The organism is Mycobacterium sp. (genome assembly GCF_035633495.1).
In the GTDB taxonomy this organism is placed as follows: Bacteria; Actinomycetota; Actinomycetes; order Mycobacteriales; family Mycobacteriaceae; genus Mycobacterium.
The window spans coordinates 1-13,916 of sequence record NZ_DASQEU010000029.1 but is presented as its reverse complement, the minus strand read 5'-3'; the positions used below and the strand labels follow the sequence as shown (position 1 = coordinate 13,916).

Sequence of the window (13,916 nt, the reverse complement as noted above, 5' to 3'; positions counted from 1 at the left end):
ATGCCCCCACCCACTGACCGCCTGACGGCCGAATCCTGGTTCCTCGCCAGGGGTCTGCCCGCTGTGCTGACTCAGCGTGCACGGTTGCGCAAGGTGTGGTCGCGGTCGGCGCCCGCCCTGGCCGGCCTCGGTGCGATCTCGATCTGTCTGCTGATCATCTACCTACTCACGGGGTCGACCGACATCGAGGTCGACGGCTTACCCACGACGGTGGAGTGGTTCGCGCTCGCGATTCTCGCGCTGGCGTTGCCACTCGCCGTCCTGGCGGGGTGGCTGGTCTCGAGGATGACGACCGCCCGCACGCGGGCCGCGGCCTCCGTGCTGTCCGCGGTCGTTGCGCTGGCCACCCCGGCGATGCTGCACGACCTCGAGGACCTCGTCGTCACGGGTGTGGCCGTGGTGCTGGTGTTGGTGCTGACCGCCTCCGGGCTCGGCTCGGTGCTCGGCTGGGCGGGCAGGCTGACGCTGTCCCAGCTCGCCGCCGTAGGCGATCTGCTGGTCGGCGCGCTTCCGGTGGTGCTGCTGACCGTCCTGGTGTTCTTCAACTCGCCCGTCTGGGCCATGGCATCCACCGTCAGTCGCGAGCGGCTCTGGCTGGCCGTGACGTTTCTGGTTCTCATCGCGGCGACCTTCGTCGTCTCCCGTCTGCTCAACCAGGCCAAGCCGACGCTGGAGTCCGCGACGGCATCGGCGCGGCACGCCGAGCGCCTGGAGGGAACCCCGTTCAAGGACCTGCCGGATCTGGCCGAACCCGACCGGCTGACCCGACTGGAACGGTTCAACGTGGTCTTCGTCCTGGCGGCGACGCAGATCGCACAGATCCTGATGGTCGCGATCGTCACCGGCATCATCTTCCTGTTGCTCGGCCTGATCGTGCTGAGCCCGGAACTCCTTGCGCTGTGGACCCGTAACGGCCCGAGCGACGGCACGGTGCTGGGCATGACGATTCCGGTGCCCCAGGCGCTGATTCACGTCACGATGTTCCTGGCCGCGTTGACGTTCATGTACGTGAGCGCTCGCGCGGTCGTCGACGCCGAATACCGCGGACGGTTCCTCGACCCTCTCATCGACGATCTCAAATTGACCCTGCTTGCCCGTAATCGCTACCGCGCCCACGTCTATGAGACGTCATGAGAGCTTTACATAGTTAACAATTCCTCAGGGTTTCCTCAACGTACTCGATCTTCGGCCCCTGCCGTGGGGGTCGTCGGGATCACGTCGGAAAAGTCTGGGGAGAACACGAAGGCAATCAGTCGGGTGCTGGTCGCGTTGATCGCGGCCGTCGCGGCCCTGTTCGCGAGCACGGGCACCTCACACGCAGGTTTGGACAACGAGCTCAGCCTGGTCGACGGCCAGGACCGGACCCTGACCGTCCAACAGTGGGACACTTCCCCGGCGCCGACGATCGAGGGCACCCTGGCTACCAGATCGGCTTCCCCTGGTCGCTGGGCGTTGGCATCAACTTCAGCTACACCACGCCCCCCAAAATCCTGCTCGACGACGCGACGCCTGCGAACCCGCTGCAGGTCATCACCCCGAACCTGTTCCCGGGTGTGTCCATCAGCGCCGACCTCGGCAACGGCCCCGGCGCAGCCGGCGGGGTGCTCCTGCGCCCCTTCGCCCGACTCATCGCCTCCACCGGCGACAGCGTCACCACCCATGGCGAACCCTGGAACGTGAACTGACGTTTCACCATCGCCGTACCGGACGTCGGCACGCCACGAACAACTCGAACACCCGCCATGCTCATCGTTGAACTCCCTGGCATCCGGACTACGAGCCCACCGTGGCGCGCCGACTCGGGGCGTGCTGGAACAATCAGTACCGAGATGAAGGTCCTGATCGTCGAAGACGAACCACTACTGGCGTCGACGCTGACCGTCGGATTGCGCGCCGAGGGATTCGACGTCGTCGCCGTGGCAAGTGGGGTCGATGGCCTGTCGCACGCCGTCGAGCACGAGTTCGACGTCGTCGTCCTCGACATCATGCTTCCTGGCCTCAACGGCTATGAAGTGCTGCGGCGCATGCGAGCCCGCGGGGTGCGGACGCCGGTGATGATGTTGACGGCCAAGGACGGCGACTACGACCAGACCGATGCCTTCGACCTCGGCGCCGACGACTATCTGACCAAGCCCTTCTCGTTCATCGTGCTGGTGGCCCGTCTGAGGGCCCTGGTGCGGCGGGCGGCACCCCAACGCCCGGCCGTGCTGAGGGCAGGTTCGTTGTCGTTGGACCCGTCCCGCCGACAAGTTGCGCGCGACGGCACGGCGATCTCGCTGACCCCTCGGGAGTACGGCCTCCTCGAATACCTGATGCGCAACAAGGATTCGGTCGTCACCAAGTCCGAGATCCTGCACAACGTGTGGGAAGCCGACTTCGACGGGGCCGACAACGTCGTCGAGGTGTACGTCGGCTACGTGCGGCGCAAGATCGACATTCCGTTCGGCACCAAGACGATCGAGACCGTCCGCGGAGTCGGCTACCGGCTCGACTCGGGCGGCTTGGCCAAGGGCAGCTGAACGGACACCGTCGTCCCCGAGCCGATGCCGTCACCGATGGTCACCCGTCCGGCATGGGCCAGCACGATCTCCCGCACGATCGCCAGGCCGAGACCCGTCCCTCCGGCACTCCTCGACCGGTCCGGATCCAGCCGGACGAAACGGTCGAAGACGCGTTGTCGATCCGCCGGCGAGATCCCCGGTCCGTCATCGCCGACCTCGACCAGAACGTGGCCGGACACCCGCCGAACCGAGACGTTCACACGCGAGACCGCATGCCGGGCAGCGTTGTCGAGCAGGTTGCGCAAGACCCTGGACAACGCCGCAGGGTCGCCCGTCACCCGGGACGGCTCCAGGTCGGCCCGGACGTCGAGATCCGTCTCGCGACGCAGCCGCTCGAGTTCGTTGGCCGCGAGATCGTCGAGGTCGACGTCTTCGCGTGCCATGTCCAGACCACGTTCGTCGGCCCTGGCCAACAACAGCAGGTCGTCGATGAGGTTCTTCATGCGGAGCGCCTCGGGCATCAGCGTGGTGGTTGCGAGCTCGCCGCCGAGCACCTCCGGGTGGGCCACGGCGACCTCGAGGGCCGAGATGATGGTGGTGAGCGGACTCCTCAGCTCGTGAGACGCATCGCCGACGAATCGCCGCTGCGCGTCATGGCCCGCCTCGATGCGCGCCAGCATCTCGTTCATGGTGACCGCCAACGCCGCGACCTCGTCACGGCCGCCCGGCACCGGAACGCGCTCGGTGAGATCCGACGTGGTGATGTCGGCGACCCGGGAGCGGATGTCGTCCACGGACTGCATGGAGCGACGCACCAGGACGTAGGTGGCCGCCGCGGACACCGCGATGACCACCGGCGCGGCGATCGCCAACGCGACGACGACGGCCCACACCGTCGACGCGATCGTCGCACTCCCCTCACCGACGAGGATCGTGTACCGGCCGTCCGGTCCCTCCACGGTCTGGGCGCTGAAGCGGATCCGGCCCAACGGCGAGGACTGTTCGGGCATCCCGATGCGCAACCCGTCGCCGACGTCCTTCAGCGCGACCAGAGGTGTGTCGGGCGCCGATTGCGACCGCCGGACCACCGTGCCGTCGGTGGTGATCACCTGAACCGCCACGATCCGCTGATCGGTCAACAACATCGCTGGGTCGACGCCCGCCGCTCCGCGGTTCACGATCTGTTCGGCGACCTCGCCCACCCGCGTGGCGGCCGCGGAGTCGATGCCGGACAACATGGTTCGGTAGAGAATCGCCGCCAGTCCGGCCCCGGCGATGACGAGCGCCACGAAGACCACCGTCGCCGCGACGAACGCGGATCGCGCCGATACGCCCCAGTTGGCCGTGAGTCCTCTCGCCATAGTGGCTACCAGTCCATCACAATGTTTGCCGTGCCCGACATGCAGCAAGTCCACGAATGGTTTCTGCATCGCGGACTACCGCTCGTGCTCACCCGGCGGGTGCGCTCGCGTCACCTCATCGAGCGGTCGGCACCGATGGTCAGCGGGGTCGGCGCGCTCACCGCCGCGACGATGCTGCTGGCCGAGGTCATCGGTGACTCCCCCGACTACGGCTACTCGCTGCGCCTCGGCATCATCGCGGTGGTGCTCCTCGCCGCGCCCTTCGCGTTGTACCTGCTGCACCGCGCCGATACGACGCTCGGTGAAGCCGGTCGTCGCACGGCGGCGCTCCTGGTGATGGCGATGTTCGTCGTGGTGATGCCGGTGACGGTCAGCGGCTGGTCGGCGGAAGCGGCGGCCGAGGCTCCGGCCTTTGTCGCCATCACCCTGCTGGCGATCTGGCTCACCTACCTTGGCTTCGGTTCGGTCGCCGGCTGGGCGTTCCGCTTCGCCTGGGTGCAGTTGGGCGCACTGGGCACCCTGATGAGCCGCGCCCTGCCGCTGCTGATGCTGACCGTCGTGGTCTACTTCACCGGCGAACTCTGGCAGCTCGCCGCCCGGACGAGTCGTCAAAGACTTTGGCAGGTAATCGGATTCCTCGCACTGGTCGCCCTGCTGTTCGTGGTGACGACGATTCGCGACGAGGTGCGCGCCCTTCGCGACGACCGGGCCGAACAGACCGACCCGGCCAGCCTGCTCGCCGGAACGCCGCTGAGTGTGCCACCCGGCGAACGGATCCCGCGCACCGCGCTGTCCCGCGCCGAGCAGATCAACGTCGTCGCCGTGATGGTGGTGTCCCAGGCCATTCAGGTGGTGTTCTTCACCGCAGGCGTGTTCGCCTTCTTCCTCGCGCTCGGCATCATCGCGGTGCCCGACGACGTCGCCGTGCTGTGGTCGGCCGAGGAGACCTGCGCCGTGGGTCAACCCCCCTGCGCCGGAACGTGGTTCGGCATTCACATCCCGATACCGCAAACGATCGTCCACATGTCGCTGTTGGTCGCGGTGCTGTCCGGGCTCTACTTCACGGTGAGCACCAGCGTCGACCCGTTGTACCGGCAGCGCTTCTTCGACCCGCTGAATCGCCGACGTGGCGGTGAGCTTGGCCGGACGCGACGCGTATCTGGAGCTCGACTCCCGAGTGCGATCAACCGAATAGTTTGGCCTGCGAGGTCCCCCTTCTGCCCCTACACTGCGCGAATGCTGTGCACCGACCGTGATCGCCCTGTGAGACGGCGAACAGTGCGCAACATGGCACGAAAGGGCTTCACACGATGAAGAAAGTACTGCTTCCCCTCGTCGCTGCGACGTTCGCCGTGGGGCTGGCCACCGCTGGCTCCGCACACGCCGACGAAGACGGGTTCTTCGTCGACCTGACCGATTACGGCTACGGCGACACGTCCACCGACACCGCCCTGAAGCTCGGTTACGCCATCTGCGAGGACGTGCAGAACGGCGTGCCCCAGCAGGCGACGCTCGACGCGATCTACGAGAACACCGGTGACGCCGTCGACGCCGCGGACGCCAAGTTCCTGTACAAGGCCGCGATCGTCAACCTCTGCTAGGCGGCACCGCCTACAGGTACTGCCCCAGGTTCGACTCGGTGTCGATGGCCCGGGACGCACTCGACGACTTGCCGGTGACGAGCGTGCGGATGTAGACGATCCGCTCGCCCTTCTTGCCCGAGATGCGTGCCCAGTCATCGGGATTCGTGGTATTGGGCAGGTCCTCGTTCTCGGCGAACTCGTCGACGATCGAGTCCAGCAGGTGCTGGATTCGCAGACCTCGCTGGCCGCTCTCCAGCACCGACTTGATCGCGTACTTCTTGGCGCGGTCGACGACGTTCTGGATCATGGCGCCGGAGTTGAAGTCCTTGAAGTACATGACTTCCTTGTCACCATTGGCATAGGTGACCTCCAGGAACCGGTTGTCGTCGATCTCGGCGTACATCCGATCGACGACCTTCTCGATCATCGTCTTGACGCACAGCGCACGGTCGCCACCGAACTCGCCGAGATCGTCGGCGTGCAAGGGCAGGTCCTCGACGAGGTACTTCGAGAAGATGTCCATGGCCGATTCGGCATCGGGGCGCTCGATCTTGATCTTGACGTCCAAGCGGCCGGGCCGCAGGATCGCCGGATCGATCATGTCCTCGCGGTTGGAGGCGCCGATGACGATGACGTTCTCGAGGCCCTCGACACCGTCGATCTCACTGAGGAGCTGCGGAACGACGGTCGTTTCCACGTCGGAGGACACACCGGTGCCGCGGGTGCGGAAGATCGAGTCCATCTCGTCGAAGAACACGATGACCGGGGTGCCCTCGGACGCCTTCTCCCTGGCGCGCTGGAAGATCAGCCGGATGTGGCGCTCGGTTTCGCCGACGAACTTGTTCAGCAGCTCCGGGCCCTTGATGTTGAGGAAGTAGGACTTGGCCTCGCGGGCGTCTTCGCCACGCACCTCCGCCATCTTCTTGGCGAGCGAGTTGGCCACGGCCTTGGCGATCAGGGTCTTGCCGCAACCAGGAGGCCCGTAGAGCAGCACGCCCTTCGGCGGCCGCAGCGAGTACTCCCGGTAGAGGTCCTTGTGCAGGAAGGGCAGTTCGACGGCGTCGCGGATCTGCTCGATCTGACGGGTCAGGCCGCCGATGTCGTGATAGCTCACGTCGGGCACCTCTTCGAGCACCAGGTCCTCGACCTCGGCCTTGGGGATGCGCTCGAAGGCGTAACCGGCCTTGGTGTCGACCAGCAGGGAGTCACCGGGCCGCAGCTTCCTGGGCTTCCAGTCGTCGTCACCGTCGGCCGCGATCTCCTCGGGCAGGAATTCGGCGGCGACGAGCGGTTCGGCGAGCCAGACGATGCGTTCCTCGTCGGCGTGGCCGACGACGAGCGCCCGGTGGCCGTCGGCCAGGATCTCGCGCAGCGTGCTGATCTCACCGACTGCCTCGAACGTGCCGGCCTCGACGACCGTCAGCGCTTCGTTGAGGCGGACGGTCTGGCCCTGCTTGAGTTCCTTCACCTCGATGTTCGGTGAGCACGTCAACCGCATCTTGCGGCCGGAAGTGAAGACGTCGACGGTGTCGTCCTCGTGGCCGGCCAACAGCACTCCGTAACCGCTGGGTGGCTGACCCAGCCGATCCACCTCTTCGCGGAGCGCCAGCAACTGCTGACGGGCCTCCTTGAGGGTGTCCATGAGCTTGGCGTTGCGCGCCGCAAGGGAGTCGATGCGCGCTTCGAGCTGATGGACGTCTCGGGCACTGCGCAGCCCGCTGTTGGGCCCGACCGCCTGCTCGAGTTGCTCGCGTAACGCGGCGGCTTCGCGGCGGAGTTCTTCCAATTCGGCAGCGTCTTCGCTGGACATGGGCTCTGGCTCACTCATGTTGCGCACCTTCCCGCACCCAAAGTTGGTGCAGTAACAACTTCAACGCTACCGGCGATTCAGTCTTTGTGTGCGGTGTGGGATTCGACACACCAGCAACACTGTTAACCTCCTTGTTGAGTTGGACCGATCGAAAGGACAGCCGTGATCCTGAAAACCCTCGTTACCGGCGTGGCAGCAGCAGCCGTCGTAGCCGCCGCAGCGGGTGGTGTGACATCCATTGCATCCAGCATGGGCTCGGGCGCGCCATCGACCACCGCGGCAATCCAGCCGGTGGTCAAGGGCATCCCGCTCCCACAAGCACCTGCGCCGGATCTTCAGGCTCCGCTGATGCAGACCCTCAACGGCCTCGCCGGCGGAGGCTCGTTCTCCGGCTCCAAGGCCTCCTACATCGAGGGTGGTCTCGGCCGCATCGAAGGCATCGCCGCCGACCGCGAGTACGGCAAGGCCGCGGCGAAGGGTTACTTCCCGCTGAGCTTCGTCGTCGCCGACATCGATTCGACCGGCGGGACGGCCAGCGCGAACGTCACGGCTACGGCGAACACCGGCACCGCCAAGACCGAGCCGGTGATCTTCGTCGCGGGCCCGAGCCCGACCGGCTGGCAGATCTCCAAGCAATCCGCCCTGGCCCTGCTGTCTTCGGCGAGCTGATCCGCCCACCCGGCTGATCAAGGAACCGGTGCATCGCACCCCTACAGCACTCCTGAGCGCCGTCACCTTCGTGGCGGCGCTCGGGCTTGCCGGGTGTGCCGACGGTAGTCCGTCGGCAGCGCCGGTCAGCCAGCGCTCGACGGTCGACACGTCGAGGCCGACGATGCCGACGGTCGCACCCCTGCCGCCGGTCGATCAGCTGACGAGCGTGCTCTACCGGCTCGCGGACACTTCGATTCCCGCTGAGCAGAAGGTCGGTTTGGTGCAGTACGCCACCGCCGACGACCGCGCTGCACTCAGGAATTTCGGCGAGGCGCTCGTGGCCAGCGGCTTCACACCGCTGACCGTGGATGCCACCGACCTCGCATGGGCAGGCGAACCCGGCCACGTCGTCGCCAACGTCACGATCGGTTCGCCCAATCCCCAGGTCCGCCCGTTCGCGTTCCCCATGGAGTTCACCCCGATCCGCGACACCTGGCAGCTCAGCAGGCGCACCGCCGATCAGCTGCTGCCGCTCGTCGGCGCGACGCCGCCCACGGGCTAGCCGGGCTAGACCGTGGGCCGCTTGCGGCGGTAGGGCGTCGGCGTCACGGTGCCGGGTGCCAGCTTGCGAGCACTGACCAGGAATGCCGTGTGACCGCGCATCGAGTGTTGCGGACGCACAGCCAGGCCGACCACGTCCCACCCGCGCTGGAGCGACTCCCACGCCCGCGGCTCGGTCCAGCACAACTGCTCGCGCATGGCTTCGACCACGCGGGACAACTGCGTGACCGTCGCGACGTACACCATGAGAACGCCGCCGGAGACGAGCGCTCCCGCCACGGCGTCGAGCACCTCCCACGGCGCCAGCATGTCCAGCACGGCCCTATCCACTTCCGGGCCGTCGTAGGTCGCGAGGTCGGCGATCCGGAGGTCCCAGTTCGCGGGCCGCTCGCCGTAGAACGTGGTCACGTTGCGTTCGGCGTGTACCGCGTGGTCCTCGCGCACCTCGTAGGACACCACCGTCCCCTCGGGGCCGACGGCACGCAGCAGGGAGCAGGTCAGCGCGCCCGAACCGGCACCGGCCTCGAGCACGCGGGCACCGGGGAAGATGTCACCCTCGTGCACGATCTGGGCGGCATCCTTCGGGTAGATCACCTGCGCGCCGCGGGGCATCGAGAGCACGTAGTCGATGAGCAGCGGCCGCAGGACCAGGAAGGGGTCGCCGTTGGCCGACTTCACGACACTGCCCTCGGGCTGGCCGAGCACCGAGTCGTGCGCAATGGCACCGCGGTGGGTGTGGTACTCGCCGCCGGGGGCGAGCACCATCGTGTAATGCCGACCCTTTGCATCTGTCAGCTGGACACGATCGCCGACGTCGAACGGACCGGTGCGCTTCACAGCCGTTCAGCCTGCCAGCAGACCCACCGCAGCGGGTGCGCGGGGTTGTCGGTCGCACGTCATAGGCTGCCGACATGAGTGACGACGCTGCTTCAGCCAGGCGTCCGGCCTTGTCACCGTCACGCGCCAGCGACTTCAAGCAGTGCCCGCTGCTGTACCGCTTCCGCGCCATCGACCGGCTCCCGGAGCCGTCGTCCACGGCGCAGGTGCGCGGTTCGGTCGTCCACGGTGCTCTGGAGCGCCTCTACGCACTGCCCGCGGCCAGCCGCGTGCCCGCCACCGCGATGACACTGGTCGAGCCGGCCTGGGAGGACATCGCCGCGTCGCGCCCCGAGTTCGCCGTCGGCATGGATCCGGAGCTCCAGGCCAAGCTGCTCGACGAGGCTCGCGCGCTGCTGTCCGGGTATTACCGACTGGAGGATCCGACGCGGTTCGATCCCGAGAGTTGCGAGCAACGGGTGGAGGTCGAACTCTCCGACGGCACGCTGCTGCGAGGCTTCGTCGACCGGATCGACGTCGCGGCAACCGGCGAGATGCGGGTGGTGGACTACAAGACGGGCAAGGCCCCCGCCGCCGCCCGCGAGCTCGCCGAGGTCAAGGCGATGTTTCAGATGAAGTTCTACGCGGTGGCGCTGCTGCGCTCCCGGGGCGTGCTGCCCGCCCGCCTTCGGCTGCTGTACCTCGCCGACGGTCAGGTACTGGACTACACGCCCGACCTCGACGAGTTGGAGCGCTTCGAGAAGACGTTGATGGCCATGTGGCGTGCCATCCAATCCGCGGGCGCCACAGGCGATTTCCGCCCCAAGCCGTCCCGGCTGTGCGATTGGTGCGCCCACCACGAACACTGCCCGACCTTCGGCGGCCTGCCACCGCCGTATCCCGGTTGGCCCTCTGCCACAGACCATTCGGAGCCCGCTGCGTGATCGACCGTCACTACCGTCGACTCGCCGCCGACGGCGAGTTACAGGTCTTCGAGTCCACCCTCGGCACCGCGAGCAACTGGAACGTCGAAATCCAGCACGGCTCACCACCTTTGGCGTTGATGACCAAGGCCATCGAGGAATTGGCGGCGGGGGTTGGATCCGGGCTGCGCATCGGGCGGGTAACTCTCCCGGAGCCAGGATCTCGCTGATGGCGGCGGTGACGACGGCGGCGGCCGACGGAAACGAACGTGTCGTCGCCCGAGTCACCGCCTGGCTGCTGGCGCCGTCGGACACCCGTGACGTCGCAACCGATCGGTATCCCCCACTCGTCGAGGGCGAGACCGCACCGCGTGCTCACGCCTGGGAGGGTGCCCCGGGTTACCTGGAGACGGTCAGCTGGCGTAACCAGCCCACCGCGGAAGGCGAGGCCGCGGTGGCGTGGCTCAGCCCTCTGGTGCCCCTGGTGGACGACGAGGAACTCACCGATCTGCAGCGGCTGGCCATGGTCGTCGACTCCGCCAACGGCGTGGGTGCGGCGCTGGATCCCGCTGACTTCGTCTTCATGAACACCGACACGACGGTGCATCTGCACCGGGCGCCCGAGGGCAACGACTTCGCCTTGCGCACCAGGGGTTCGATCGGCCCGGACGGCATCGGCGTGACCACGGCCGAGATCTTCGACCGTCGTGGATTCATCGGCACGTCGGCGCAGACGCTGTTGGTTCAGCGCCGCTGACTAATCCAGCAGGGTCAGGTCCTGCAGCATCGTCGGCACCAGCTCGCTGACGGTGGGGTGGATGTGCATGGTCCGCGAGATGGCCGTGTAGGGCAGCCCCGCGGTCATCACGTCGAGGATGTCCTGAACCACCTCGTCACCGCCGACACCGAGAATGGACGCACCGAGAATGTGGTTCGTCTCGGCGTCGACGAGGACCTTCATGAAGCCCTGCGTCTCGCCCTTCTCGACCGCACGGCCGACGCGCGTCATCGGACGCTTGCCCACCAACGCCTTTCGGCCCGACGCGCGTACGTCGGCGACCGTCATCCCGGCTCGGCCGAGCGGCGGATCGATGTAGAGCGCATACGTCGGCACGCGGTCGCTGACGCGGCGGGGGTCGTCGTCGAGCACGTTGGCGGCCACGATCTCGAAGTCGTTGTACGACGTGTGGGTGAAGGCGCCCCTGCCGTTGCAGTCCCCCATCGCCCAGACGTTCTCGGCGCTGGTCCGTAGTTGGTCGTCGACCGTCACGTAGCCGCGCGCGTCGGTCTCGATCTCGGCGACGTCGAGGCCGAGGTCGTCGGTGTTGGGCTGCCTGCCCGTCGCCACCAGGAGGTGGCTTCCCGAAATGGGCTCGGCGCCGTCGCGCGGGTAGAGGTCGAAACCCCTGGATTCATTGGTGCTCTTGACGATTCGCATCCCGGTCGCGCCGAGGTGGACGTCGATGCCCTCGGCTTCCAGGATCTGCTGGATGGCGGCGGAGACGTCCTCGTCCTCGCGGGCCGTGACTCTCGAGCCCCGCTCGACGACGCTGACCCGCGCGCCGAAGCGCCGGTACATCTGGGCGAACTCCAGCCCGATGTAACTGGCGCCGATGATCACCAGGTGTTCCGGCAGCACGTCGAGGTCGAGAATGCCGACATTGGTGAGGTAGTCGACGTCGGCGAGACCGGGGATGTCGGGGACGGTCGCGCGGCCGCCGACGTTGAGGAAGATGCGGTCGGCGTCGAGCACCTGATCACCGACCCGCAAGGTGCGCGGACCCTCGAAACGGGCGTGCCCGCGGATCAGGGTGCATCCGTCCATGCCCTCGAGCCACGACTCGAGCCCGTGGCGGTCGTCGAGCATGATCTTGTCCTTGCGCGCCTTGACGACTGCCATGTCGACGGTGACCTCACCGGTGGTGATGCCGTACTCGGCGGCGCGGCGCGCGGCGCGCGCCGTGTGCGCACTGGCCACCAGCGTCTTGGTCGGTATGCACCCGTAGTTGACGCACGTTCCGCCGACGAGCTTGCGCTCAATGACCGCGACCGACTGGCCCGCCGCGGTCAACCGGCCCGCCAACGGCGGCCCGGCCTGGCCGGCGCCCACGATGATGTCGTCGTAATGCGTTGTCATGAAACGGCTCAGATCGCCGAGGCCAAGGCCACGATGGCGAACCCGCCGAGCACCGCGATCACGTCCTCGGTCAACGCGATGGGCAGGTCGCGTCCACCGTTGGCGGCGACCAGGCGGCGCCGCGCCTGGTAGCCCCCCAGCGTGCCGAACACCGCGCCGATCACGCCGGCACCGATCCCGAGGATGGTGTGATGCGATCCTGCGCCGATGACCGCTCCGGCGAACGCTCCCATGACCAGTCGTGCGATGAACTGTGGCGGCACCGTGCGGCTGGGTGTCTTCGGCAGCTGATCGGTGATCAACTCCACGACCAGCAGCAGGGTCAGGACGGCAACCGTGACCGGATGGGCGACCCACGACGCCCAGGTGCCCTCGACGGGAAGCCAGCCGAGCAGCGCACCCCAGGCGACGACCGCCGGAGGGGTCAGGGCGCGAAGCCCGGCCACGACACCGATGAGCAGGGCGAAGACGATCACCAGGACTTGCGTCATGGCAGGAAAGTTAACACTGAATGCTCAGAAGCGGCAGAACCTGATGTCGGACGCCAGGATTGCCTTGGCGCCGATGGCCGCCAGCTCGTCCATGATGGCGTTGACGGTCCTGCGTGGCACCAGCGCGCGCACCGCGACCCACGCCGGATCGGCCAGTGGCGCGATCGTGGGCGACTCCAGACCCGGCGTGACTGCGGTAGCCCGTTCCAGAACCGTTCGCGGGCAGTCGTAGTCGAGCATCAGGTACTGCTGTCCGAATACCACGCCCTGGACGCGACCGGCGAGCTGGTCGCGCCCCGATGCGGTGTCGGCATCGGGGTCGGCGCGCTCGATGAGGATGGCCTCCGAGTCACACAGCGCTTCACCGAAGGCCGCCAAGCCGTGCAGACCGAGGGTCCGGCCCGTCCCGACGATGTCGGCGATGACGTCGGCCAAGCCGAGTTGCACCGAGATCTCCACCGCGCCGTCGAGCCGGATCACCGTGGCCTCAATGCCTCTGGCGGCCAGATCCTTGCGGACCAGGTTCGGGTACGCGGTGGCGATTCGCTTGCCGGCGAGTTGATCGATCGTCCAGTCCCGACCGGCCGGGGCGGCGTAGCGGAACGTCGACGAACCGAAGCCGAGCGCGAGGCGTTCCCGAACGGGCGCATCGGATTCCTGCGCAAGGTCGCGCCCGGTGATCCCGAAGTCCAGCTCTCCCGACCCGACGTAGATCGCGATGTCCTTGGGCCGCAGGAAGAAGAACTCCACGTTGTTGGCCGGGTCGACGACGGTCAGATCCTTGGGGTCGCGGCGACGCCGGTACCCAGCTTCGGACAGTATCTCCGCGGCCGACTCGCTGAGCGCGCCCTTGTTGGGGACCGCGACGCGCAGCATGTCGTTCATAGCTTCGCGTAGACGTCGTCGAGGGTGAGACCGCGCGAGATCATCAGGACCTGTGTCCAGTACAGGAGCTGGCTGATCTCGCCAGCCAACGCGTCGTCGCCCTCGTGCTCGGCGGCAAGCCACACCTCGCCCGCCTCCTCGAGGATCTTCTTGCCGAGCCCGTGCACGCCACCGTCCAACGCCTTGACGGTGCCACT

General features: G+C 67.3%; 13 protein-coding genes and 3 pseudogenes. 9 read left to right on the top strand and 7 right to left on the bottom strand.

Annotation, left to right across the window (positions count from 1 at the left end; genetic code table 11):
• The 3 genes and pseudogenes from VET27_RS05230 (at position 1) to VET27_RS05220 (ending at position 2,519) form a co-directional block, all read left to right on the top strand.
• A complete protein-coding gene (locus VET27_RS05230) occupies positions 1-1,134 on the top strand; it encodes a hypothetical protein (RefSeq protein ID WP_526515817.1) in 1,134 nt (377 codons plus the stop codon).
• Between the two features lie 78 nt (positions 1,135-1,212).
• Positions 1,213-1,685, top strand: a pseudogene (locus VET27_RS05225) (hypothetical protein).
• A gap of 144 nt (positions 1,686-1,829) precedes the next feature.
• Entirely contained in the window at positions 1,830-2,519 is a 690-nt protein-coding gene (locus tag VET27_RS05220; RefSeq protein WP_526515813.1) for a response regulator transcription factor, read from the top strand.
• Here the strand turns inward: VET27_RS05220 and VET27_RS05215 are convergent.
• Positions 2,480-3,862, bottom strand: coding sequence for a sensor histidine kinase (locus VET27_RS05215; RefSeq protein ID WP_526515811.1), 1,383 nt, complete (start codon positions 3,860-3,862; stop codon positions 2,480-2,482). The genes VET27_RS05220 and VET27_RS05215 overlap by 40 nt on opposite strands.
• A 21-nt stretch (positions 3,863-3,883) precedes the next feature.
• On the opposite strand from VET27_RS05215, the pseudogene VET27_RS05210 reads away from it, so the two are divergent.
• Positions 3,884-5,057: pseudogene (locus tag VET27_RS05210) on the top strand (hypothetical protein).
• A 115-nt stretch (positions 5,058-5,172) separates the two neighbouring features.
• On the top strand, positions 5,173-5,463 hold the full coding sequence (locus tag VET27_RS05205; RefSeq protein WP_526515809.1) for a DUF732 domain-containing protein: 291 nt from the start codon (positions 5,173-5,175) through the stop codon (positions 5,461-5,463).
• Between the two features lie 10 nt (positions 5,464-5,473).
• Here VET27_RS05205 and arc read toward each other — a convergent pair whose 3' ends face one another.
• Complete coding sequence (gene arc, locus VET27_RS05200) at positions 5,474-7,273, bottom strand: proteasome ATPase (protein ID WP_526515807.1); 1,800 nt, start codon at positions 7,271-7,273, stop codon at positions 5,474-5,476.
• A gap of 144 nt (positions 7,274-7,417) precedes the next feature.
• On the opposite strand from arc, the gene VET27_RS05195 reads away from it, so the two are divergent.
• Together VET27_RS05195 and lppK are read left to right on the top strand one after the other, a co-directional pair.
• Positions 7,418-7,924, top strand: a complete 507-nt coding sequence (locus tag VET27_RS05195) for an MTB12 family secreted protein (protein ID WP_526515805.1) — start codon at positions 7,418-7,420, stop codon at positions 7,922-7,924.
• 28 nt (positions 7,925-7,952) lie between these two features.
• On the top strand, positions 7,953-8,468 hold the full coding sequence (gene lppK, locus VET27_RS05190; RefSeq protein WP_526515802.1) for a lipoprotein LppK: 516 nt from the start codon (positions 7,953-7,955) through the stop codon (positions 8,466-8,468).
• 5 nt (positions 8,469-8,473) lie between these two features.
• Here the strand turns inward: lppK and VET27_RS05185 are convergent, their stop codons facing one another.
• Positions 8,474-9,304: a class I SAM-dependent methyltransferase gene (locus VET27_RS05185; RefSeq protein WP_526515800.1), complete on the bottom strand. Its 831-nt coding sequence runs from the start codon at positions 9,302-9,304 to the stop codon at positions 8,474-8,476.
• A 74-nt stretch (positions 9,305-9,378) separates the two neighbouring features.
• Between VET27_RS05185 and VET27_RS05180 the strand changes: the two genes are divergently transcribed.
• Both VET27_RS05180 and VET27_RS05175 read left to right on the top strand, forming a co-directional pair.
• Positions 9,379-10,227: a RecB family exonuclease gene (locus VET27_RS05180; protein WP_526515798.1), complete on the top strand. Its 849-nt coding sequence runs from the start codon at positions 9,379-9,381 to the stop codon at positions 10,225-10,227.
• Positions 10,224-10,963: pseudogene (locus VET27_RS05175) on the top strand (thioesterase family protein). The gene VET27_RS05180 and the pseudogene VET27_RS05175 overlap by 4 nt, the downstream one beginning before the upstream one ends.
• On the opposite strand, the gene VET27_RS05170 reads toward VET27_RS05175, so the two are convergent.
• The 4 genes from VET27_RS05170 to VET27_RS05155 form a co-directional block, all read right to left on the bottom strand.
• Positions 10,964-12,343: an FAD-containing oxidoreductase gene (locus VET27_RS05170; RefSeq protein WP_526515796.1), complete on the bottom strand. Its 1,380-nt coding sequence runs from the start codon at positions 12,341-12,343 to the stop codon at positions 10,964-10,966.
• A gap of 8 nt (positions 12,344-12,351) precedes the next feature.
• A complete protein-coding gene (locus VET27_RS05165; RefSeq protein WP_526515794.1) occupies positions 12,352-12,834 on the bottom strand; it encodes a DUF4126 domain-containing protein in 483 nt (160 codons plus the stop codon).
• Positions 12,835-12,858: 24 nt separating this feature from the next.
• Complete coding sequence (hisG, locus tag VET27_RS05160; RefSeq protein WP_526515897.1) at positions 12,859-13,710, bottom strand: ATP phosphoribosyltransferase; 852 nt, start codon at positions 13,708-13,710, stop codon at positions 12,859-12,861.
• Positions 13,711-13,715: 5 nt separating this feature from the next.
• A partial coding sequence (locus tag VET27_RS05155; protein WP_526515792.1) for a phosphoribosyl-ATP diphosphatase occupies positions 13,716-13,916 on the bottom strand: 201 nt, incomplete at its 5' end.